The following is a 21,895-nucleotide window of genomic DNA, read 5'->3' on the forward strand; positions in this document are numbered from 1 at the left end:
CGCCGGCCGACGGCCCTGAGGGCAGCGCCTGGCGGAGGGAGCGGGGCGTGGACGCGGTGGCGCCGACTCGGGTGGGCGGGCCGCACGGGGACCCGGCGGGCGGCACGGCGTCGGCCCGGAGAGTCGGCTCGGTGGCCCGGGCGGTCGGGTGCGGGGGAAGGCGCTGCCGCGGGTGCCGGCCGGGCCGAGGTCGATCGTTCGGGGCCGGGCACGCGTGCGTGGGCCGGTGTGGCGGTGGATGACACGAAAGACGCCAGTCTGGGTACGTAGGTTCCATGACTTCTGCGCGACCCGGACCGGGAATGCCCACGGCCACCTACCGGCTGCAACTCCAGCCCGCGTTCCCGTTCGCCGCCGCCGCGGCGGCCGTACCGTACCTGGCGTCGCTCGGCGTCTCGCACCTGCACCTCTCCCCCGTCCTGGAGGCCGTCCCCGGCTCCCCGCACGGCTACGACGTGGTGGACCACGCGCGCGTGCGCGAGGAACTCGGCGGCGAGGAGGGACTGCGCGCGCTGGCGCGGACCGCGCGTGACCACGGCCTCGGCCTGGTGGTGGACATCGTGCCGAATCACATGGCCATGGCCCCCCGGCACAACCGCGCCCTGTGGGAGGTGCTGCGCGAGGGGCCCGAGTCGCCGTACGCGCGCTGGTTCGACATCAGCTGGGAGGCACAGGGCGGGCGGGTGCTGCTGCCCGTCCTCGGCGGCCCGGTCGGGTCGCAGCTGGAGCACCTCGTGGTCGACGGGGACGTGCTGCGCTACCACGAGCACGCCTTCCCGCTCCGGGCGGGCACCGAGCACCTGCCGTTGCCGAAGCTGCTGGACGCGCAGTGGTACCGCCCGGTGTGGTGGCGGCTGGCCCGCACCGAACTGAACTACCGGCGGTTCTTCAGCATCTCGGAGCTGATCGGGGTGCGTGTGGAGGACCCGGAGGTGTTCGACGCCACCCACGCCAAGATCCTTCAGCTGCTGGCGGAGGGCGTGGTCGACGGGCTGCGGATCGACCATCCCGACGGGCTCGCCGACCCCGACGCGTACCTCGCACGGCTGCACGAGGCGACCGGCGGGCGCTGGACGGTCGTGGAGAAGATCCTCGCCGACGGCGAACACCTGCCGGTCTCCTGGCCGGTCGCGGGCACCACCGGCTACGACGCCCTGCGCCATGTCGACGGTCTGTTCACCGACCGCGCGGGCGCCGGTGAGCTGCTGGCCGAGTACCGGCGGTTCGCGGCCCCGCAGACCGACCGGGGCGGCAACTGGGAGGCCACGGTGCGGCGGGCCGCCTACAAGGTGCTCACCCATGAGCTGGCCACCGAGACCGAACGGCTCACCCGGCTCGCCGCCCGGCTGTGTGCTTCCTCGCCGGACCTCTCGCTGCGCGACCGCGCCCCGTGGGCGCTGCGCACCGCCCTGGAGGAACTGCTGGTCCGGATGCGGGTGTACCGGCCCTACGCGTCAGGCGACGTGGCCGCCGTCGTCACCGAGGAGGCCGCCGCGGAGGCCCGGCTGGCCTTCGTGGTGCCCGAGGAGGCCGCGGCGGTGGACGTCGTACGCCGGCTGCTGATCGAGACGCCCGGCGACGAGGCGTCCGGGTCGGCCGGGGTGCCGGCCGCTGAGGAGTCCGCCCGGCACCGCGCCGACCTGGTGGAGTTCCGCGCGCGGTTCGCGCAGACCGCCTCGGCGCTGCGTGCCAAGTCGGTGGAGGACACGGCGTTCTACCGCTACGTGCCGCTGCTCTCGGCGACGGAGGTGGGCGGCGATCCGGGCCGGCCGGGGGTGTCCTCCGAGGAATTCCACGCGTACTGCGCGCGCGTGCAGGGCGACTGGCCGGGCACCGGCACGGTCGTCTCCACGCACGACACCAAGCGCAGCGCCGACGTCCGCGCGGCACTGGCCGTGCTCACCGAATGCCCCGGACGCTGGGCGCGGCTGCTCGCCGAGGTGACCCGGCCCGAGGAGGGCGTACCGGACGGGCAGCTGGCCTGGGCGGCCTGGCAGACGGTGTTCGGACTGGGCCCGGCCGAGGAGGAACGGGTCCAGGAGGCGCTGCTGAAGCATGTGCGCGAGGCGGGCATGTACACCAGCTGGACGGAGCAGGAACCGCCGTACGAGGAGGCGGTCGCGGCCTTCGTCACCGCCGGGCCGTGCGGGCCGCCCGGCGAGCGCGTGGCCGCGTTCCGCAAGGCGCTGGACCCGCACGTCCGGGCCAACGTCCTCGGCACCGCACTGGTCCATCTGACGATGCCGGGGGTGCCGGACGTGTACCAGGGCACGGAGGGCGAGTACCGGGCGCTGGTGGACCCGGACAATCGACGGCCGGTGTCCTTCCCGCCGGAGGTGCCCGGCGAGAAGGACGCGCTGACGGCGGCGGCGCTGCGGCTGCGCGCCCGGCGGCCCGGCGCCTTCGGGGCGACGGCCGCGTACACGCCGCTGTCCGCCGAGGGACCGGCGGCGGAGCACTGTGTGGCGTTCGCACGCTCGGGTGAGGTGGTCACCGCGGTCACCCGGCTGTCGCTGCGGCTCGCGGAGGCGGGCGGCTGGCGGGATACCCGGCTGCCGCTGCCGCCCGGGCGGTGGGTGGACGTGCTCGCTCCGGGCCGGGAGTTCACCGGCCACGCGCGCGTGGCCGACCTTTTCAGTCGGCTGCCGGTGGTGCTGCTGGAGCGGGCCGAGGAGAGTCGAGGCGGCTGAGCGGGGCGCGGAGGGCGTGGAGGGCGTGGAGGGCCCACAGGGTGCGGCGGGGTGGGTGGGCCGGGCGGGCTCGGACAGCGCACGCCCCGTGGACCGGGCGGCTGCGGGGGCTCAGTGGGCCGTTGCAGCGGTCGGTTCGCAGGCCTCGTACGGCCCTGCGGACCCCAGAGCGGGCCAGGTGGCGCGCAGGAGGTCCACGAAGGCCTCGGCGGCCCCGGTGGGCCGCACTCGCGCGTAGACGGCCAGCGGGCGCTTCCAGGCCGGGTCGGGGGTGAGGACCACGCAGCCCTCGCCCACGGCACCGCGCACGATGTGGGCGGGGGCGGCGCACACCCCGACCCCGGCGGCGGCCATGCGTACGGCCGTCGAGGTGTGCTCGGTCCACACGGCGGTCCGGGGTGTGAACCCGGCTTTCCCGCAGGCCCAGTCGAGGAAGCGCGCGCCGTGGACGACGGGTTCCATGGCGCAGCGGATCCAGGGGTGGTCGGCGAGTTCGGGCAGCGTCACCGTCGTACGGCCCGCGAGCCGGTCGTCGAACGGCACCACGAGGACGAGTTCCTCCTCGCCGATGGGTACGACGGTGCCGGGCCGGTCGGTGGGCTCGGGGCCGACGGCGAGGTCGGCGGTGCCGCGCTGCACGGCCTCCTCCAGGGCCTCGGAGGTGGCGTACTCGTGCAGGCGGAGCAGGACTCCCGGGTGAGCGGTACGCCAGCGGGCGAAGACATCGGGCAGGGCGCCGACCGCGATGGAGTGCAGTGCCGCGACATGCAGTTCGCCGCCCTCCGCGCCGGCGGAGGCGCGAGCCGCGCGGCGGGCCCGCTCGGCGCTGCGGACGGCGAGTTCCGCGTGCGGAAGGAAGGCCCGGCCCATGGGGGTGAGGCGCACGCCGCGCGGCAGGCGCTCCAGCAGGGCGCCGCCGACCGACTTCTCCAGCGCCTTGATCTGGTGGGAGAGCGCGGGCTGGGTGACGTGCAGGGCATCCGCCGCACGGGTGAAGGACGCCTCGTGGACGACCGTCACGAAGTACTCCATCTGCCGCAGGCTCAACTCCCCGCCCTCTCATAAGGATCGTGCATGACTTCCACACAAACATTGCCTTGGACTCATGACAAGGCATGGACGGAGGGTGGATGCCATGACCATCAACACATCGACCGCCGACACATCGATCGTCAACGCACCGGCCGTGAACGCACCGGCCGTCAACACATCCGATGTCATCGTCATCGGTGGTGGCACGGGTGGGTACGGCACCGCCCTGCGCGCCGCCGCCCTCGGTCTCGACGTCGTCCTCGTCGAACGCGACAAGGTCGGCGGAACCTGTCTGCACCGGGGCTGCATTCCGAGCAAGGCGATGCTGCACGCCGCCGAACTCGTCGACGGTATCGCCGAGGCCCGCGAGCGCTGGGGGGTGAAGGCCACCCTGGACTCCGTCGACTGGACGGCGTTGGTGGCCACGCGGGACGACATCGTGGCGCGCAACCACAAGGGGGTGGAAGCGCATCTGGCGCATGCGGGCGTGCGGGTGGTGCGAGGCAGCGCACGGCTGACGGGGCCGCGTACGGTGCGCGTGGAGGGCGCCCGTACGTATTCCGCGCCGGGCGCGCGCGACGACCTCATGCCCGGCGCGACCGGCCTCACCGCTCGCCGGGGGATCGTGCTCGCGACCGGCTCGCGCCCGCGTACGCTCCCTGGGCTCGCGCCGGACGGACGGCGCGTGGTGACCAGTGACGACGCCCTGTTCGCACCGGGGCTGCCGACGTCCGTCCTGGTGCTGGGCGGGGGCGCGATCGGCGTGGAGTACGCCTCCTTCCACCGGTCCATGGGCGCGGAGGTCACCCTGGTGGAGGCCGCGGACCGGATCGTGCCGCTGGAGGACGCCGATGTGAGCCGGCACCTGACGCGGGGCCTGAAGAAGCGCCGGATCGACGTGCTGACAGGGGCGCGGCTGCTGGACGCGGAGGTACTGGAGGACGGCGTACGCGCACGCGTGCGCACCGCGCGGGGTGAGACCCGGACGGTCGAGGCGGAGCGGCTGCTGGTGGCCGTCGGCCGGGCTCCGGTCACCGAGGGCCTGGGCCTGGAGGCGGCCGGTCTGACGACGGACGAGCGGGGGTTCGTCGCACCGGCGGACTGGACCCGGCTGGAGACGGCCGTGCCGGGGATCCATGTCGTCGGCGACCTGCTGCCGCCGCCTTCGCCGGGTCTGGCCCACGCCTCGTTCGCGGAGGGCCTGCTGGTGGCCGAGACACTGGCCGGGCTGGAGTCGGCGCCGGTCGATTACGCGGCCGTGCCCCGGGTGACGTACTCCTCGCCGCAGACGGCCTCCGTGGGGCTGGGCGAGGCGGAGGCACGCGCGCGTGGGCACGAGGTCGACGTCAACACGATGCCGCTGACCGCGGTCGCCAAGGGGATGGTGCACGGCCAGGGCGGCATGGTGAAGGTTGTCGCCGAGGCCGGCGGTGGGCGGGTGCTGGGCGTGCACCTGGTGGGCCCGAACGTGTCGGAGATGATCGCCGAGAGTCAGCTGATCGTCGGCTGGGACGCCGAGCCGGCGGACGTGGCCCGGCATGTGCACGCGCACCCGACGCTGTCGGAGGCGGTGGGCGAGGTGTTCCTGACCCTCGCGGGACGCGGCCTGCACCAGCAGTGAGCCCACGGATCACAGTGGCCTGAAGGTCGCCGGGCGACTGCGTCCGGGCGCCCCGGGAACTGCCCCGCCGCATGCTTGACAGTTCACTCGTCCCGTGCGGGACTTGGAGTGCGAAGCCGGGCGGAAACAAGTCGGGGGTGAGTCTCCTGCCGGAGCTGCGCTACCCCAGCGTTCCGGAACTGGTCGCCTTCGCACAGGCGTTGGCCGCTCAGCAGCCCGGTCTCTGTACGCTGCGCCAGGTGGGCCGCTCGCGCGCGGGAAGACCCCTGCACCTGCTGTCGGTGGGGCACGCCGAGCGGGCGGTGCTGGTGGTCGCGGGCGCGCACGCCAACGAGCCGACGGGCGGCTCCACCCTGCGGGTGCTGGCAGCACGGGTGTCGGCCGAACGGGAGCTGCGGGCGGACGCGTCCTGGCACTTCCTGCTGTGCGCGGACCCGGACGGGGCGAGCCTGCACGTGACCCCGGCGCCGCGCAGTCTGCTCGACTACCACCTCGGCTTCTACCGGCCGACGGGCGCGGAGCAGCCGGAGTGGTCACCGTCGGTGCTGCCACCGGACCGGCTGCCGCCCGAGACCCGGGCCCTGACCGGGGTGATCGACGAGGTGCGCCCGTACCTCCAGGTGACACTGCACGGCACCGATCTGGGCGGCAGCTGGGTGCAGTTGACACGGGACGTGCCGGGCCTGGCCGAACCGTTCGCCAAGTCGGCGGCGGAGCTGCACATCCCGGTGGAGACGGGCGCCTCGGACGCGGCGGGCTGGCCGGCCTCCGGCCCCGGGGTGCATGTGATGCCCGGCCCGGAGTCGGGCGTCGCGTACCCGAGCATGCCGGACGACGCGCGGCACAGCACCTGGTACCACGCGCACCGCTACGGCGGTCTGACGGCCGTGGTGGAGGTACCGATGTGGGCGAGCGACCTGGTGGACGATCCGGCGCCGCACCCGGCACCGGCGGCGGCGATGCGGCGCCTGGCCCAGCGGCTGCTGCGGGACTCGCTGGAGGTGGAGCGGATCCTCGCCGAGGCGCTGCCCCGGCTGGACGGCGTGGACGGGCCGCTGCTGCGGGCCGCGCGATGGGCGCTGGAGCTGATTCCGGGCCTCGCCGAGGACTGGATCCACACTGCTCCGGCCGGCACGACGATGGCGTACGTCGGCAGTGTGGACGCCTTCGCGCGGCGGCTGCCGCTGCGAGCGGCGGCGATGCTGCTCCGGGTGCTGAGGGAGGCGGACGACAGCGCGGCACCGCGGCTGGAACAGCTCGTCGCCCGCTGGTGCGATGCCTTCGCGGTCCGGTTCAGGGCCCGCTGGGTGCCGCTGGAGCACCAGGTGGAGCACCAGTCCCGGATCGTGCTGGTGGCGGCGCAGCAGGCCCGGGAGCAGGCGGCGTGAGTCCGCGGGGCGCGCCCCGCACCTCCCGGGCCGCACCCTTCGAGTCGCGGCAGCCTGGCCGCAGCAGCGCGGGGCTCAGCAGCGCGGGGCTCAGCCGTCGAGGGTGAAGACCGATCCGGTCCGCGCGTTCATGACGCACCGGCTGGAGTACGTCTCCTGGAACCGGACCGGCCGTCCGTTCCACTGCCCGCGCGCGTGGGCGGTGACCGGCGCCCAGATCATCGGACAGAAAACGCTCTTGGCCGCGATGCGGCCGATGTCGCCGTCCGCGCGGGCGAGTTCGGCGCAGGCCTCGGCCGCGTGCGCGTGCCCCAGCGGCGGATCGCACAGCAGCAGGGTGCCGCGCGTGTCACTGGACCAGGCGTCGCCTTTGGTGACCGTCAGGTAGAGCCAGTTGCCCGGGAGGGTGTCCCGGGGCGCCGCCTCGGCGGGGCCCGCGGCGAGGAGTCCGGCGGCGGCCAGCAGGGCGCCGGCCGCCGCTGTCGCTCTGGTGATGTACGTCATGCCCCGTAGCATCGGCACGGCGGCCCGGGTTCCGGAGTCCGGCTCACCCGTTCGGGACGGTACGCGCGCGCGTGGGGGAGCGCCTGTTCGAACACGGCCGGCCACCGGTGTCCCGACCGGCCCCGGGTCAGCTCACGGCGAGCCGGAACGCCATCCTGCCGAACGCGACCTGGTCGCCCTCCCGCACGACGACCGAGCCGATCACCCGGCGGCCGTTGACGGTGGTGCCGTTGGTGGAACCGAGGTCCTTGAGCACCCACATACCGCCCTGCCGGCTGAGTTCGGCGTGTGCCCGGGAGACCGTCTCGTGGGTCAGCCGCAGCCCGCTCGCGGGGTCACGGCCGATGCGCAGCGGCTGGGTCCGCGCCGGGTGCGGCAGCAGCAGCTTGGGCAGCCGCTCGGCCTGCCAGGCCCGGCGCAGCCGCACGGTGAAACCGGAGACAGCCTCGACGGTCGAGAGGACCGCGCGGGAGAAGCGGTTCTCCCGGGGCAGGTCGGCGACGAGCGCGGCCAGCTCGTCGGAGCGGCGCGCGGCGAGGGCCAGTTCCATGCGGCGCACGAACGTGTCGTGTGACAGCCGGCCCATGGCGACGCCGTCACGCAGCACCTGCAGCGCCTTGTCGCGCTCCGCGTCGGACAGCCGCGCGGGGTACGTGGAGAACTCGAAGGACGACGTCACGCAGGTGATTGTCGGGCAGTGAACCCCGGGTGTCCAGAAAACGCGGAATCAGTGCCGGTGTGCGGGTACTTCCGCGACACCAGCCGGGAAAGGACGAATTCGGAAGCGGATTGATCGCCTGGACGGCACGATGGAGGAGCGGGACATCACGTTGAGCAGACGAAGGGGAACCGTCCGTGCAGTTCGAGGTGTGGGCACCGCAGGCAGACCGAGTGACGCTCGAGTGCGAGGGCGCCACGCGCGCGTTGGCGCGCGATCCCGAACGCGAGGGCTGGTGGACGGGTGCGGCGGAGGCGGGCGACGGCGCCCGGTACGGGTTCGCGCTGGACGACGGTCCGGTGCTGCCCGACCCGCGTTCGCGCCGTCAGCCGGACGGCCCCGACGGGCTGAGCGCCGTCGTGGACCACGGGCGGTACTCCTGGCGGACTCGGTGGGCGGGGCGCGGGCTGCCGGGCGCGGTGCTCTACGAGCTGCACGTGGGCACGTACACCCGTGAGGGCACCCTGGACGCGGCCGCCGCCCGGCTCGAGCACCTCGTGGAACTGGGCATCACACACGTGGAGTTGATGCCGCTGTGCCCGTTCCCGGGGCGGCACGGCTGGGGGTACGACGGAGTGTCGCTGTGGGCGGTGCACGAGCCGTACGGCGGCCCCGAGGCACTGAAGCGGTTCGTCGACCGGGCGCACGCACTCGGTCTGGGTGTCGTCCTGGACGTTGTGCACAACCACTTGGGCCCCTCCGGCAACTATCTCCCGTTGTTCGGGCCGTACTTCACGGACACGCACCACACGCCGTGGGGCTCGGCCGTGAACCTGGACGCGCCCGGCTCGGACGAGGTGCGCGCGTTCCTCGTCGGCAGCGCGCTGGCGTGGCTGCGGGACTACCACCTCGACGGGCTGCGCCTGGACGCGGTGCACGCGCTGTACGACACGCGCGCGTACCACTTCCTCGAGGAGCTGTCGGCGGCCGTGGACGGCCTCGCCGAGGACGTGGGGCGGCCGCTGTTCCTGATCGCCGAGTCCGACCTGAACAACCCGCGGTTCATCACCGCGCGCGCGGAGAACGGCCTCGGGCTGCACGCGCAGTGGAACGACGACTTCCATCACGCCCTGCACACCGCGCTGACCGGCGAGTCGCAGGGCTACTACGCCGACTTCGCGCGCGCCCCCTTCGCCGCGCTCGCCAAGACGCTCACCGGCGGCTACTTCCACGACGGCACCTACTCCAGCTTCCGCAGCCGGCGGCACGGCCGTCCGCTGGACCGCGCGCGCGTGGCCGCACACCGGCTCCTCGGCTACAGCCAGACCCACGACCAGGTCGGCAACCGTGCCCAGGGCGACCGGCTCTCCGCCCACCTCTCCCCCGGCCTGCTGGCCTGTGCGGCGGCGCTCACGCTGACGGCGCCGTTCACGCCGATGCTGTTCATGGGCGAGGAGTGGGCCGCGGGCACGCCCTGGCAGTACTTCACCGACCACATCGACCCCGAGCTGGCCGAGGCGGTACGGCGGGGCAGGCGGCGGGAGTTCGCGGAGCACGGGTGGGCCGAGGAGGACGTACCGGACCCGCAGGACCCGGCGACGCGGGAGCGGTCCTGCCTGGACTGGTCGGAGCCGGAACGCGAGCCGCACGCGCGCGTGCTGGCCTGGTACCGGCGGCTGATCGCGCTGCGCCACGAGCAGCCCGACCTCACCGATCCCGATCTCGCCGACACCAAGGTGGCGTACGACGAGGGGGCCCGCTGGCTGGCCTTCCGGCGCGGGGACGTGCGGGTGGCGGTGAACCTCGGCAAGGAGCCGGCGGCGATCCCGCTGGGCACCGGCCGCACGGAGGTCCTCGCCGCCTGGGAGCCGGTCCAGGCACCGGGCCCGGACGGGCTGCTGCAGGTCCCCGGGGAGTCCTGCGTGGTACTGACACAGCCCTGACCGGGACGAGCGGCACCGGGCCGTCTCCGGATCCGCCGGCGGCACCGATCCGGAGCCACTGCCGACTCCGCCGACGGAGTTGCCGTTGAGGCGCCTGCCGACGCCGCCGACGGGATTGTCGTTGAGGCGCCTGCCGACTCGGGCGCGGCGCCAGGGCTGCCTCTGGGGCGCCCGGCCCCGTCGCGTCAGCACGGCCGTCCCGGGAGCCGCTGCGGCTCGTGTCCGGGGGCTGCCGGATCTCTGAGCGGGAGGGTCCCGGGGCGCTGCCGGGTGCGTGAGCGGGCCGTCCCTGGGGCGGCTACGGCTCCGTCTCGTCCTCCTTGAAGTCCGTCACCCGCTCCAGCAGGATCGGCTCCCAGGCCCGTCGCAGCTGGGTCCGCAACAGGCCCACGGTGCCGCCCGCGCGTCCTTCGAGGTGGTCGGTGAGGTGGATGACGCTGTCGCAGCGGGCGAGCCACAGGCCGCGCAGGCAGGGGCGGGCGCCGTAGCCGGCCAGGGTGGCGGCGCGGACGGCCGCCGGGGAACCGACGGCGACGGCTAGCCCGGCGATGTCCTCGGCGGGGTCGCCGAGGGCCGCCTCGGTCCAGTCCAGGATGCCGCGCACCCGCCCGTCGGCGCTGACCACCACATGCTCGCCGGTCAGCCCGTGGTGGGTGAGGACGGCGGTGCCGGGCTGCGCGGCGAGCTGGGCCGCGCCGGGCGGGGTGAGCTGATGGAGCCGTGCGGCGTCGAACTCGTCGGCGGCGGCGAGCCGTTCGGCCGCGTGCACGGCCATCCGGCGCAGCGCCTCCAGGGAGCGCGGAGCGGTGCGCGGCACACCGGCCGCCTCGGCCTGTCGTACGGGCACCGCGCGCATTCCGGTGAGCAACCCGGCGAGGTCGGCCTCACCGACGGCGGAGACGTCATGCTCCTCGGCCGTGCCGCCGGGTACCAGGGCGTCGAGGGTGTAGGCCAGGCCGGGCGCCCAGTCGCCGTGCGCGACGCTGGAGGGGACGGCGACGGGCACATGGGGGCGCACCAGATCGCGCAGCCGCAGTTCCCGGCGGCGGCGGACGGATGCCTCGCGGTCGGGCGCGAGACGCAGCACATGGCGGGTGCCGACCCACCAGGTGTGCTCCCGGCCTTCCCGGACGGGCCGCACGTCGAGTCCGCCGGTGCCGTCGGTGCTCTCCTTGAGCAGCGAGCGGACCAGTCTGCGGACGGTGTCCGCCGTGGGTGTCGGTGCCTGGGTCATGGGTCGCGCGTGTGCCGTTCCGGGTGTCGTCGCGGGTGTTCTCCTGGGTCTCTCAGTCCACTATGACCATCTCACGGGTGGTGTTGTTGAGACGGCGGCCGGCGTCCTCGGTGACCGTGACGATGTCCTCGATGCGCACCCCGAACCGGCCGGGCAGGTAGATGCCGGGTTCCACGGAGAAGCACATCCCGGGCACGAGGGGCTGCTCCTCGCCCTCGATCATGTACGGCGGCTCGTGCGTGGTGACGCCGATGCCGTGCCCGGTGCGGTGGATGAAGTACTCGCCGTAATCGGCGTCGGTGATCACCGCGCGCGCGGCACGGTCGACCTCCTGGCAGGCGGCGCCCGGCCGTACGGCCCGGAAGCCCTCCTCCTGGGCGACGCGCACGGTGTCGTGGACCCGGCGCTCCTCCTCGGTGGGCTCGCCGACGTGGACGGTGCGGGTGGTGTCGGAGCCGTAGCCGTCCTTGAGCCCGCCGAAGTCGAGGACGACCATGTCGCCGTGCTGGATGACGCGGTCGCCGACCTCGTGGTGCGGATTGGCGCCGTTGGGTCCGGAACCGACGATGGTGAAGTCGACCTGGGAGTGGCCGAAGCGGCGCAGCAGCCCGGCGAGGTCGTGGCCGACGTCCGACTCGCGGCGGCCGGCGAAGGGAACCTTCCGGATCTCCTCGAACGTTGCGTCGGCGGCCGCGCCCGCGGCTGCCAGAAGCTCCAGCTCCGCCGCGTCCTTCACCGCGCGCAGCATGGGCAGGGCGTCGGTGAGAGCGGCGTACGAGGAGTCGGGCAGGGCCCGCTGGAGGCCCAGCAGGTGCATCGCCCAGGTGTTGTCACTGATGCCGAACCGGCCGCGCGTGTCGAGGAGGGCGGCCGTGACGGCGTAGGGGTCCTTGCCGTCGGTCCAGTCGCGCAGGGTCAGCGCGGCGGCGCCGGTCGCCTCCTCGGCGTCCGGCGCCTCCAGGGTGGGCACGACGAGCACGGGGTCGTGGCCCGGGGCGAGGACGAGCACGGTGAGCCGTTCGGTGACGGCGGTGGGCGTGTACCCGGCCAGCCAGACCATGTCCGGTCCCGGCGCCACAAGCAGCCCCGCGAGGCCGGCGTCGGCGGCCGAACGCGCGGCACGGTCCATGCGGGCCCTGTAGTCGGCGGCGGTGAAGGGCGCGGGCGTACTACCGGTCATCCGGGCCTCCGGGCGCGGGTGGGGAAACGGGGCGATGGCGTCTCGGGCAGCATCCTGCCCGCCCGGACAGGGCCACGCGAGCCGATCGCGGGTGCGGGTGGGCCCGGCGTCCGCGGAGCGATCGCGGGGCCGGTGACCCGGGGGCCGCGGGGAAGGGGCTCGGCATGGGCCCATCATGGCGCGCGGGGCGGACGGTCACCAGCGGGTTCCCGGGGACGCGGGTGAAACGCGGGCGATGTCGGGGCCCGCTCGCCCGAAGGCCGTCGCCCGTCGCCGTCGCCCGTCGCCCGTCGCACACCCGACCGTATGCGAGACCCACCCCGCCGCAGACCCGGGTGCCGGAGCGGGAGCGCAGGCCGGTCTTGCTCAGGTCACCACTCCCGGGACCACTGTCAACTGCTGGTAGCCCCCGCTGCGGTGACGCACGGTGAGCAGGACGTTCTTTCCGGGCTGGGCGTGGGCGACCGCTCGGGCGAGGTCGGCGGCGGTGTCGACGCGGGTAGTGCCGAACTGCAGCAGGACGTCCCCGCGGACCAGGCCGGCCGCGAAGCCCGGTCCGGGCACGTGTACGCCGACCACCAGCGCGCCCGCCTTCTCGGCGTCGACGGCTTCCACGCCCAGGGTCGGCCCGGGGTGGGCCGGAGCGGGGTTCGGGGTGGCGGCCGCGGTGGCCTTGGCCGGGGCGGGCGGCGGGGCCTGGCGTTGCAGCTCGGCCAGCCTGCTCATGCCGATCACCGTGGCGCCGACGGTGCCGATGCCGACACCGGCGAGCACCAGCACGATGCCGGCGAACAGGCCCAACAGCAGGGTCCGTAGCCGTCGTCCGCGCCGGGGCACGGCGTGCGGGCGGTGGGCCGGGACGGGGGTGCTCCCCTCCCGCCGGTCCTGGCCGGGCATCGGCTTGGGACGCAACGCAGTCTGTTCCATGGTTCGCTCGCCTCCGGCTGTGCTCTACCCGGGGCACCGGGCCGCGACGAGACACGAACGAGTGAGACTGGCCGAAGGGCCGCGGAGGGTAGTCATAGCCGTCGAGGCGCCGCCACGGCACCCCGGCGCGGAGGCCCCGGCCGGGTCACGCGCCCTCCACCGGCCTGCGGATCGTCTCCGCCGCCGCTCCCCCGGGGCTCCCGCTGTGGAGGAGTTCCGTGCGGTGGACGGCCCGTTGAGCGGTGAGCGGGACGGCGACCGTGCCGGGCAGGCTCGTGGCGGTCGAGCGGGGCAGCAGGGTCAGGCTGTGTCCGGCGGCCGAGAGGGCGGTCAGGGTGCGCAGGTCGGCACCTTCGTGGCGCAGCGCGGGGCTGCGCGAGCGGGAGGGCGGCGTCGACGCCGTGTGGGTGCTGCCGGGCAGCCCCTACCGCAGCGAGGCGGGCGCCCTCGCCGCCGTGCGCACCGCGCGTGAAGAGGGCGCAGCCGGAGCCGGCCGGTGACGGTTCGGTACCGCATCCGGTGGTCCGGGCGCCGGCGCGGGCGGCCGTCGACCACGCGGGGGCGAGCTCGCCGGCCGGCCTGAAACGGAGGTGAACCTCGGCCGGTTCGTCGCCGGGGAGCATCACGCGCCGGCCGGGGCCCTGGCCGACGCGGGCCTCGCCGGGAGGCCCACGGGGCCGACGGGGGTCAGCCGACGAGCTGGACCGGCGGTGCCGGGGCACGGTCGGGCAGGAAACCGTGGGCCCGGCGGCCCAGCCATTCGGCCTTGTAGCGGTCCACGTGGCGGTGCCAGTTCAGGATGCCGGCCAGCCAGTTCCGCAGGTCGAGAACGTAGCCGTCCATGGCCGCCCGGCCCTCTCCGGACAGCTGGAAGTCCTCGTACAGCACGGGCAGTTCGTGTGCGACCACATGCTCGAACTGCTGCATGCGCTGGGTCGTCAGGTCGTGCACGACGCCGAGCGCGGTCGGATAGTCCACGCCGAAGAAGTTCTGTACGACCAGAACGGCGTTGTGGATCTCGCCCTCGAACTCGATCTCCTTCTGGTACGAGAAGATGTCGTTGAGGAGGCAGGCGTAGTCGACGGCGGCGTTCTCCAGGGAGCGCACCGGGCCGCTGCGGTAGACCTCCGGCGGGACCGCGGGGCCGTGGCCCATCCGGCACAGGCTCAGGGTGAGATCGGAGCCGAAGGTGGAGCGCCGCATCTCCAGGTAGTCGACGGGGTCGGGGACGCGGTTCTGCAGCTGGTTGGACAGCTCCCACACCCAGCTCTCGGTCATCGTGTCCACGGCCGCCTTGAGGGTGCGCCGCTGGTCTGCCGTCATCTCGGCCGTGGTGCGCGCCCACAGGTCGATCAGCGAGCGTTCCATGGCGTTGCCGGGGACGACGGCCGGCGCGCCCTCGACGGGCATGCAGGCCGACAGCCGGGCCGTGGTCAGCCGGGCGGCGGCCAGGTCGCGACGGTGACCGTGGACGAGCGGGTAGTAGTCGTCGCCGTAGGTGCCGAAGGCGAGCCACTGGGCGCTGAGGTCGAGGGCCTCGGGCGTGGCGTCCGGGTCCAGGCCGGCGGAGCACAGCGCGAGGTCGTACGCGGCGAGCTTGTCCTCGTCCCAGACGCCCTCCTGGAGGATGCCGACCTGGTGCGTCCAGGCGAGGAGGTTCCGGCGGGCGCTGTCGAGATGGGGGCTCAGCTCCAGCCGGAACGGCATGTGGAACTCGGGCAGCAGGGAGGGGCCGACCTTCTGGTAGGGCACGTGGGAGTAGGCGCGCAGGCGTTCTTGGGCCGCCGAGGCGAGCAGCGCGCCGATGTCCGCGGCCGAGATGCCGGGGCCGGTCGGGATCTGCCACGGCGAGCTGGGGCGGGCGCCCTTGTTCATGTAGCGGCTGGACCGCAGGTGCCACTCGTGGCCGCCGGACTGCCAGTCCTGGAGTCCCTTGGTGTAGGCGGCGACGGCGGTGACCTCGTCCGGCCCGAGGCCCTTCTCCAGGGCGACGGCCGGGACCTCGGTGAGGGCGGTGTGCTCGAACTGGTGCAGGCGTGAGGTGAGGATGTCGTTGACGGTCTCGGCGGCCTGCTGGGTGGTGCAGCCGAAGAAGGTCTCCAGGACGAGGACGCCGTTGCTGTTCTCCCCCTCGTCCTCCACCTCGCGCTGGTAGGAGAACAGGTCGTTGCGCAGATGGACGGCGTCGGAGAACGTCTCCATCAGGACGCGCAGCGGCCGGGTGCCGGCGACGGCGGCGGGCACCTCGGCGGTCGCGTACTCCACCAGCCCCGCCGACCAGGGGGCGCCGCCCACCTTGCGGCGCATCTCGATGTACTCGACGGGGTTGGCGATCCGCCCCTCGTTGATGTTGGACAGCTCCCACATCGACTCGTTGAGCAGGTGCTCGGTGGCCACGGCGAAGCGGCGGCGCCAGTCCACGGACATCGACGGCACCGTGCGCGCCCACAGGTCCCGCAGCCCCGCCTCGACGGGGTTCTCCGGCTCGGGTACAAGAGTCGACAGGTCGAGCGGCATGAACAGCGGCAGACGGTCCAGGTGGGCCTTTCCGGCGGCGCGGTCCTGGGTGCGCTTGTACATGTCCAGGAAGTGGTCGTCGAAGAAGAACACCCACACGTACCAGTCGGTGATGAGCGAGAGAGCGGGTCCGTCGCAGTCGGGGTGGGTGTAGGCACACAGGAGTCCGTAGTCGTGCGCCTCCAGGTCGGCCTGCTCCCAGATCCCGGAGCCTTCCAGCATGCCCATCTCGCGTGCCCACCGCGTCGAGTGGGTACGGGCCTCCTCGAGGTGGGGGTTGAGCCGCGCGGGATACGGCATGTAGAAGTGCGGGAGTTCGAACGGCTGCGTCATGGCCGGGCCCTACCCGGGGGTCCGGGGCCCCATCCGCCGCGCCGGACATGATCACACCATCGCGTGAACCGCCACCGGAACCCTGAACTTCCGCCGTCTCCATAAGCGTTCGGTGCAGGACGGAAGCAGGCCCTCCGGTATGCCCCCGTCCGCGCCTTCGCCGTGTCCCCGCCCGGGCGTCACGGTGGGCCCGAAGGCCCGCTGGTCGCGGTCGGCCGACGCGTGGAACACGACCGCCTCGTCCCGCCGCACCTCGCCCGGCCCGCCGGGCGGCTGGTGTCCGACGTCGTCAACGGCATCAAGTCACTCCCGCCGCACGTCGCTCGACGTGCCGACCTGGATCAGCGCGTGTGTGCCGCTCGTACGCCAGCGCCGGCCCTCCGCCGCCACCAGCGCGGCCTCGGCCGGTGCCGGCAGACCGGTGATCACCTCGGACTTGAGGGTGCGCAGCGCGGCGACCGCGCCGGGGAAATAGGCGGTCACCCGCCGGAACGGCGTGGTCGGCGGCCACAGCCGGTCGCCCACCAGACGGCGGTAGTTGAGGTCGCCCTTGACGACGGTCAGCGTGGCCGCGGCGAACTCCGCGCGCAGGTCGTCCGGCATCCGCGCGTACGGCAGCGGGGCGCAGGAGAAGGGGTGGGCACGCACGTCGAACCGGCCGTCGGCCATGGCCGCCCAGAGCACGCGCCCGTACCCGGCGGCCGCGCCCGGCGCCGCCCGCAACCGGTGCAGGGCGTCGATCACATCGGCGGTGGTGGCGTCGGAGACGTAGTACGGGTACGGCTTGACGTGCAGCACCGCCCGCGCGGCCCGCCCCTCGTCGAGGAGATGGGCGATCAGCAGCAGATCGGGGACGAGTTCCCGGCCGGCGTTGTCGGCGACCAGCACGAGCGTGCCCGTCCCGCCGGGCGGCAGCAGCGTCCACAGGGTCTCGCTGTCGTCGGCGACCAGCGCGGGGACCGGCTCCTGGGCCTCGCCGCCCGCGACGGACAGCCGGAAACCGAGGTCGGCGCGGTTGCCCCACAGCGAGCCGTGCAGCAGGGCGCGCGCCCGCTCTTCCTCCGGCTGGTCCCTCAGGGCGTCCAGGGCGGCCAGTTCCTCGTCGGTGTCCGGCGCGTCGAGTTCGGCGCGTTTGAACGGGCGGAAGGGGTCGATGCCCTGCCAGGCGCCGGGACCGAAGTAGCCGACGGCGTCGAGCAGCCGACGGTAGAAGTAGCTCTCGGACCACAGCCACGGCACGTCGTACCAGGACCGCCCGGCGTGCCCGGCAAGGCCCCAGTCGTGCCAGCGGTCGCGGTCCGGGGCGTCGGCGGGAAGCGCCTCGATCGTCCCTTCGGCGCAGCTCCTCAGCAGCTCGTCCAGCGCCCGGTGCTGCCCGGGGCCGTACGGGAAGGCGTCCCGTACCTGCCTGATGATCGCGGGATGCCGCTCGGCCAGCACGCTGTGCGGGAACGAGCCGGGTTCGTCGCCGAGGATCACGGGGGCGAGGGGGGTGTCGGACATGCCGGTCACCGTAGCGCGGGTCAGACGGTTCTGATCTCCCGCTCCAGCTGCGTCGCCAGGGAGACGTAGCGGGGGCGGCGGTGCACCGGGACCAGGCCCCGGATCATCAGGTGCCACATTTCGGCGACCCTGCGCGGAAGCCGTCCGACCGGTTCGATCGAGCGGCCGGCGACCCGGGTGCCGACGAAGAAACAGACGAGGGCGTGCGCGACGGCCACGACGTCCAGGTCACCGTGCACATCGGCCTCCCTGACGGCTCCGCTGAACTTCCGGGTGGCGAACTCCAGCCACTCGGTGAACGGATGCCTCAACGGCGGCCGTACGGTGACGTCCGCGGCGGCCAGACGCAGTCCGGCGCGCGGGACCGGGTCCTCCACGGAGAGCCGGGCGATCCCGAAGGTGGCGCGTATCAGCGCCTCCAGCGAGGAGTATCCGCGGCTCTCCACCTCGGCCACGAGCTGCTGCGCGGCCTTGGCCTGGAGTTCCAGGATGGCGTGGGCCAGGTCCTCTTTGGCGGCGAAGTGGAAGTACAGCGCACCCTTGGTGACCTTCGCGTGCGCCACGATGTCGCTCAGGCTGGTGGACTCGTAGCCGTGCCGGTCGAACAGATCGGCGGCGGCCGTGATGATCGTTGCCCGGGTCTGCTCAGCGCGTAACTGCCTCGCCATCGTGTGACCCTTCCTCGCACCTTGAACGAACGGGACATGCGGTTTGTTTTTTGGCTCGCCGCACACGATAACTCACCGAGTGGCAGCGGGAGTCCGGCGTGTCCTGATCGCCACGATACGAGGGGGACGGCCGACTCCTCAACGGGGTCTTGAAGCAGGCGCGAAACAGCCGAACCGGTCGGTGTCTTCGCGCCCCCGGGCGCCGGGGCACCGGACCGGCTGAACGCGGCGGGCGCGGGCGCCGTACTGGACGCCGCACACCCTGTTCCCCGCGCACGCCGAGGAGACGTTCCGGATGACTCGGACGACCGCCCGCCTGAGCGTCACCGCGGCCACCGCGGCGGCGCCGCTCCTGCTCCTGTCGTGGGCGGCGGGGCCCGCCCAGGCGCACGGAGCCCCGACGGACCCGGTCAGCCGGGTCTACGCCTGCTCACCCGAGGGTGGCGGCGCCGCCCGCTCGGCTGCCTGCAGGGCGGCGGTCGCCGCGAACGGCGCTCCGTTCACCGCTTGGGACAACCTGCGCGTTGCCGGGGTGGCGGGCCGTGACCGGCAGGTGATTCCGGACGGCAGGCTGTGCAGCGGCAACCTGCCGGCGTACCGGGGCCTCGACCTGCCCCGGCGGGACTGGCCGTCGACGCGGCTCACGCCCGGTGGCCGGCTGACGCTGACGTACGTCTCGACGATCGCGCACACGGGCACGTTCAAGCTGTATCTGACCAAGCCCGGTTACGACCCGGCGAAGCCGCTGAAGTGGGCCGACCTGCCGGACCGGCCGTTCGCCGAGGTGACGGACCCGCCCCTGAAGGACGGGGCGTACCACATCGGCGCGACCCTGCCCAAGGACCGGACGGGGCGTCAGATGCTGTACACCGTCTGGCAGAACAGCAGCACGCCGGACACCTACTACTCGTGCTCCGACGTGGTCTTCCCGGCGGGCGGGACGGGCGCCGGGGCGGCGCAGGCCGCGAGGACGGCGACGGCGGCGCCGACTCCGCCGGGCGGACGGTCGCCGCGCACGCGGAGCCCGTCGGCGGGGAGCGTGCCGCGTTCGGGCACCCCTGCGGCAAAGGGCGGTTCACGACCCGGGCAGACCGCCGGGGACAGCACGCCGGTGGCGGAGGCGACGCGCGGACACTCGGGCCCCTCCGCCCCGCTGCTGGCAGGCGGCGCCGCCGCGGTGCTGGTGCTCACCGGGGGCGCCGCCTTCGCGCTGCGTCTGCGACGACGCTGAAATCGCCGTTCCAGTGATCAGTTGACGTAGACCCGGACACCGCCGTCGGTGACCGGCGCGTACTTGGCCGTGAAGTAGCCGTTGGCGAAACACAGCGACGAGCCGGAGGTCTTGGCGAACTGCTGGTTGGTGAAGGTGATGCTGCTGTCGGTGTTGTCGGCCTTCCCGGTCAGGCCGGGTGCCTGGTAGACGCAGGTGACGCTGCCGAGCAGGGTGCGCAGCTTGACCGTGGCCTGGACGACGGAGCCGGCGGCGGGCCGGACGCTGAGCGTGCCGTCGGAGGCGACCGTCGCCGAGTAGGGCAGGTTGTCGATGGTGATGCCGTTGACGCCGAGGACACCGGTGACGTTGCTGGTGCAGGTGGTGCTGTCGAAGGTGTGCGCGGTGACGGACTCGGTGGCCGTGCCGGGCGCCGTCGGGTTGCCGGTGACGGTGGCGGTGAACTGGGAGCCCGTGCACTTGACGCCGCTGGTGCCGGTCGCGCTGGAGTAGAACGTCGCGGACGTGCCGGACGCCAGGGGCGCGGTCAGGGTGTCGCCGACGGCGGCGGCGGTGCCGCCGGCGCTGCCGGTGGTGAGGACGGCGCCGCCGGCGGCGGAAGCGGGTCCGGCCGCCGTGAGGGCCAGCGCGGCGGCGGTGCCGGCGAGGGCGAGGAGCGATCGCGTACGCATGCGGGTGCCTCTTTCCTGAGTGGGGTTCGGATGAGGTGGCGTGGGGGGTGGCGGGCTGTGCGGGTGATGCCGCCGACGCGGGCCGTGGCGCCTTCTCCGTACGCGACGGACCCACGACGGCGGCGGTCCGGGGATGGGTCGAAGGCCTCGAGGGAAGCGCGCGACTGCCGCGGATCGACGTGAGCGGTTGCCGTGAGCCGACCTGGGCGGTTGCGGTGAACCGAGGTGAGCGGTTGCTGTGGACCCCAGGTGAGCGGCTGCCGTGACAGGGCCGGGAACGCGGCCGGTGCCGCTCGGCGGATCCGGCGCCACGGATCCGGGAAACAGGGCAAGTTGTAAACCTGATTGACCGTCAACGTCAAGGAGGACAAGGCGACTTGCCGCCTCCGGGTGCGGCCCGCGCACATCCGACACCCTTTTTTCACATCTCCCTTGACCCTTCAATGTAACCGGCGGTAACTTCCTCGCAGGCTACTGCCGCGTAATGAGAAAGCCCTTGCATCCGCCGCGACTGCGAGGAGGCGTACACGGCAACCACCTGTCCGCGCCAGGACACCGCGCCACTGAAGCCCAACCCGCATTGATTCATGCCCATGGGAGCAGACATGGCCTCGTCCCCGGACGTCCCGTCCGCCGGCAACAACCCCGAGCATCCGGACAACGGTTCACCGTCCGACACACCGAGCACCGCCGGTACCAGCACCGGCGGCGAGAGGCGGGGGCGGGTCCGGGCACGCCGGGCCGCCGTCATGGCGGTGCCCGCCACCCTCGTCGCCGCCGGCCTCGCGGTCCTCACCGCGCAGGGCGCGCTGGGCGTGCAGTTCGCGATCTCCGGCATGCCGTTCACCGTCACCGCGACCGAACTCAACGGCACCGGATTCGAGCAGTTCGGCGCACTCGACAACATGGCGGACGGCAGCCCCAACGCCGGGGACACCGGCGGCCAGGTGCTCGTGATCACGTCCGCGATCAGGAACGCCACACTCACCAGGCTGTGCCAGAGCGTGGACCTCGGCGGCACCAACCTGCTGATCACGGCGGGCAGCGGTGCGCAGAAGGTCACGGCCACCGATCTGACCACCGACTCCACCCAGCTGTCGGGTGACGCGGCGTTCGACAACATCGAGATCGGCAACGACGCGAGCACGCTGACCAAGGCGGGCGTGAAGGGCCCGATCGGGGTCTTCAGCCAGCAGGCCGACACCGTGCGCATCGGCAATCTCCGGCAGACCAACTACGCCACCACGGCCGGTGTGTTCAAGCTGCCTGGTCTCAGGCTACGGTTCAGCGGCTCGGGTTGCTGATCACCGTGCCGGGCCGTCCACGTCAGAACCCGCGGCTCGCCTTCCGCGGGTGGCGGGCCCGCCGGCCGTTCTGGGGCGGGCTGCTGCTCGCCCTGGGCGGCGGCGAGATCCTGCTCACCGAGAAGGCCTCGCTGAAGGTCGTGATGCACATCGGCATGCAGGGCCTGGCCGGCTACCTGCTGCCGACGCTGATGCTGCTGCTGGGTCTGCTGATCCTCGTCAACCCCTCGCAGCGGCTCTTCTACTCCGTCACCGGCATCCTGCTCTCCCTGGGCACCTGGCTCACCTCCAACCTGGGCGGCTTCTTCCTCGGCCTCCTCCTCGGCGCCACCGGAAGCTGCCTCGCCTTCGGCTGGCTCCCGGAGCAGGAGCCCCGCCTCAGCCGCCGCAAACGCCGGAAGCGGGCGCGGGCCGAGCGGGCGGCGGCGCGGGCGACCCTGGCGGACGGGGTGGAGAGGGTGGCTTGAGGACGCGGCCGGGGACGGCCGGGG

At 73.5% G+C, this 21,895-nt stretch carries 18 protein-coding genes; 8 read left to right on the forward strand and 10 right to left on the reverse strand.

Annotated features, from left to right (window positions below):
* Nucleotides 1-302: 302 nt before the first annotated feature.
* Entirely contained in the window at nucleotides 303-2,690 is a 2,388-nt protein-coding gene (gene treY, locus AC07C1_RS04365) for a malto-oligosyltrehalose synthase (protein ID WP_478937225.1), read from the forward strand.
* A gap of 111 nt (nucleotides 2,691-2,801) precedes the next feature.
* On the opposite strand, the gene AC07C1_RS04370 is transcribed toward treY, so the two are convergent.
* The gene (locus AC07C1_RS04370; RefSeq protein ID WP_478936828.1) at nucleotides 2,802-3,737 is read right to left on the reverse strand and encodes a LysR family transcriptional regulator; all 936 of its coding nucleotides are present in this window, start codon (nucleotides 3,735-3,737) and stop codon (nucleotides 2,802-2,804) included.
* Nucleotides 3,738-3,825: 88 nt separating this feature from the next.
* Here AC07C1_RS04370 and lpdA point away from each other — a divergent pair, with 88 nt between their 5' ends.
* A complete protein-coding gene (gene lpdA / locus AC07C1_RS04375) occupies nucleotides 3,826-5,343 on the forward strand; it encodes a dihydrolipoyl dehydrogenase (RefSeq protein ID WP_478936829.1) in 1,518 nt (505 codons plus the stop codon).
* A gap of 137 nt (nucleotides 5,344-5,480) precedes the next feature.
* Nucleotides 5,481-6,731 (forward strand): M14 family zinc carboxypeptidase, encoded by a 1,251-nt coding sequence (locus AC07C1_RS04380; protein ID WP_478936831.1) that lies wholly within the window; start codon nucleotides 5,481-5,483, stop codon nucleotides 6,729-6,731.
* A 90-nt stretch (nucleotides 6,732-6,821) separates the two neighbouring features.
* Here AC07C1_RS04380 and AC07C1_RS04385 read toward each other — a convergent pair whose 3' ends face one another.
* A complete protein-coding gene (locus AC07C1_RS04385) occupies nucleotides 6,822-7,235 on the reverse strand; it encodes an SSI family serine proteinase inhibitor (protein WP_478936832.1) in 414 nt (137 codons plus the stop codon).
* A 127-nt stretch (nucleotides 7,236-7,362) separates the two neighbouring features.
* Complete coding sequence (locus tag AC07C1_RS04390) at nucleotides 7,363-7,914, reverse strand: FHA domain-containing protein (RefSeq protein WP_478936833.1); 552 nt, start codon at nucleotides 7,912-7,914, stop codon at nucleotides 7,363-7,365.
* A 176-nt stretch (nucleotides 7,915-8,090) separates the two neighbouring features.
* Between AC07C1_RS04390 and treZ the strand changes: the two genes are divergently transcribed.
* Nucleotides 8,091-9,836, forward strand: coding sequence for a malto-oligosyltrehalose trehalohydrolase (gene treZ / locus AC07C1_RS04395; RefSeq protein WP_478936834.1), 1,746 nt, complete (start codon nucleotides 8,091-8,093; stop codon nucleotides 9,834-9,836).
* A gap of 298 nt (nucleotides 9,837-10,134) precedes the next feature.
* Here treZ and AC07C1_RS04400 read toward each other — a convergent pair whose 3' ends face one another.
* The 3 genes from AC07C1_RS04400 to AC07C1_RS04410 all read right to left on the reverse strand — a co-directional run bounded on the left by AC07C1_RS04400 (nucleotide 10,135) and on the right by AC07C1_RS04410 (nucleotide 13,177).
* Nucleotides 10,135-11,070, reverse strand: a complete 936-nt coding sequence (locus AC07C1_RS04400) for an aminoglycoside phosphotransferase family protein (protein ID WP_478936835.1) — start codon at nucleotides 11,068-11,070, stop codon at nucleotides 10,135-10,137.
* 52 nt (nucleotides 11,071-11,122) lie between these two features.
* A complete protein-coding gene (locus AC07C1_RS04405; protein ID WP_478936836.1) occupies nucleotides 11,123-12,250 on the reverse strand; it encodes a M24 family metallopeptidase in 1,128 nt (375 codons plus the stop codon).
* 366 nt (nucleotides 12,251-12,616) lie between these two features.
* Complete coding sequence (locus AC07C1_RS04410) at nucleotides 12,617-13,177, reverse strand: PDZ domain-containing protein (RefSeq protein ID WP_478936837.1); 561 nt, start codon at nucleotides 13,175-13,177, stop codon at nucleotides 12,617-12,619.
* 242 nt (nucleotides 13,178-13,419) lie between these two features.
* On the opposite strand from AC07C1_RS04410, the gene AC07C1_RS04415 reads away from it, so the two are divergent.
* Entirely contained in the window at nucleotides 13,420-13,677 is a 258-nt protein-coding gene (locus tag AC07C1_RS04415) for a hypothetical protein (RefSeq protein WP_478937240.1), read from the forward strand.
* A 187-nt stretch (nucleotides 13,678-13,864) separates the two neighbouring features.
* Here the strand turns inward: AC07C1_RS04415 and cyc2 are convergent, their stop codons facing one another.
* The 3 genes from cyc2 to AC07C1_RS04430 all read right to left on the reverse strand — a co-directional run bounded on the left by cyc2 (nucleotide 13,865) and on the right by AC07C1_RS04430 (nucleotide 18,198).
* Nucleotides 13,865-16,027, reverse strand: a complete 2,163-nt coding sequence (gene cyc2, locus AC07C1_RS04420; RefSeq protein ID WP_478936838.1) for a germacradienol/geosmin synthase Cyc2 — start codon at nucleotides 16,025-16,027, stop codon at nucleotides 13,865-13,867.
* Between the two features lie 303 nt (nucleotides 16,028-16,330).
* Nucleotides 16,331-17,530 carry a damage-control phosphatase ARMT1 family protein gene (locus AC07C1_RS04425; protein ID WP_478936839.1) on the reverse strand — a complete coding sequence of 400 codons (1,200 nt, stop codon included), beginning with the start codon at nucleotides 17,528-17,530 and terminating at the stop codon, nucleotides 16,331-16,333.
* Between the two features lie 20 nt (nucleotides 17,531-17,550).
* Nucleotides 17,551-18,198: a ScbR family autoregulator-binding transcription factor gene (locus AC07C1_RS04430; RefSeq protein ID WP_478936841.1), complete on the reverse strand. Its 648-nt coding sequence runs from the start codon at nucleotides 18,196-18,198 to the stop codon at nucleotides 17,551-17,553.
* Nucleotides 18,199-18,493: 295 nt separating this feature from the next.
* Between AC07C1_RS04430 and AC07C1_RS04435 the strand changes: the two genes are divergently transcribed.
* Complete coding sequence (locus tag AC07C1_RS04435) at nucleotides 18,494-19,429, forward strand: lytic polysaccharide monooxygenase (protein ID WP_478936843.1); 936 nt, start codon at nucleotides 18,494-18,496, stop codon at nucleotides 19,427-19,429.
* A 17-nt stretch (nucleotides 19,430-19,446) separates the two neighbouring features.
* On the opposite strand, the gene AC07C1_RS04440 is transcribed toward AC07C1_RS04435, so the two are convergent.
* Nucleotides 19,447-20,100 (reverse strand): Tat pathway signal sequence domain protein, encoded by a 654-nt coding sequence (locus AC07C1_RS04440; RefSeq protein WP_478936844.1) that lies wholly within the window; start codon nucleotides 20,098-20,100, stop codon nucleotides 19,447-19,449.
* 605 nt (nucleotides 20,101-20,705) lie between these two features.
* Here AC07C1_RS04440 and AC07C1_RS04445 point away from each other — a divergent pair.
* Complete coding sequence (locus tag AC07C1_RS04445; protein ID WP_478937226.1) at nucleotides 20,706-21,404, forward strand: DUF6230 family protein; 699 nt, start codon at nucleotides 20,706-20,708, stop codon at nucleotides 21,402-21,404.
* Nucleotides 21,398-21,871 carry a DUF6114 domain-containing protein gene (locus AC07C1_RS04450; protein ID WP_478936845.1) on the forward strand — a complete coding sequence of 158 codons (474 nt, stop codon included), beginning with the start codon at nucleotides 21,398-21,400 and terminating at the stop codon, nucleotides 21,869-21,871. Before AC07C1_RS04445 ends, AC07C1_RS04450 begins: the two co-directional genes overlap by 7 nt.
* Nucleotides 21,872-21,895 lie beyond the last annotated feature (24 nt).

Source organism: Streptomyces sp. NPDC045022 (assembly GCF_056432605.1).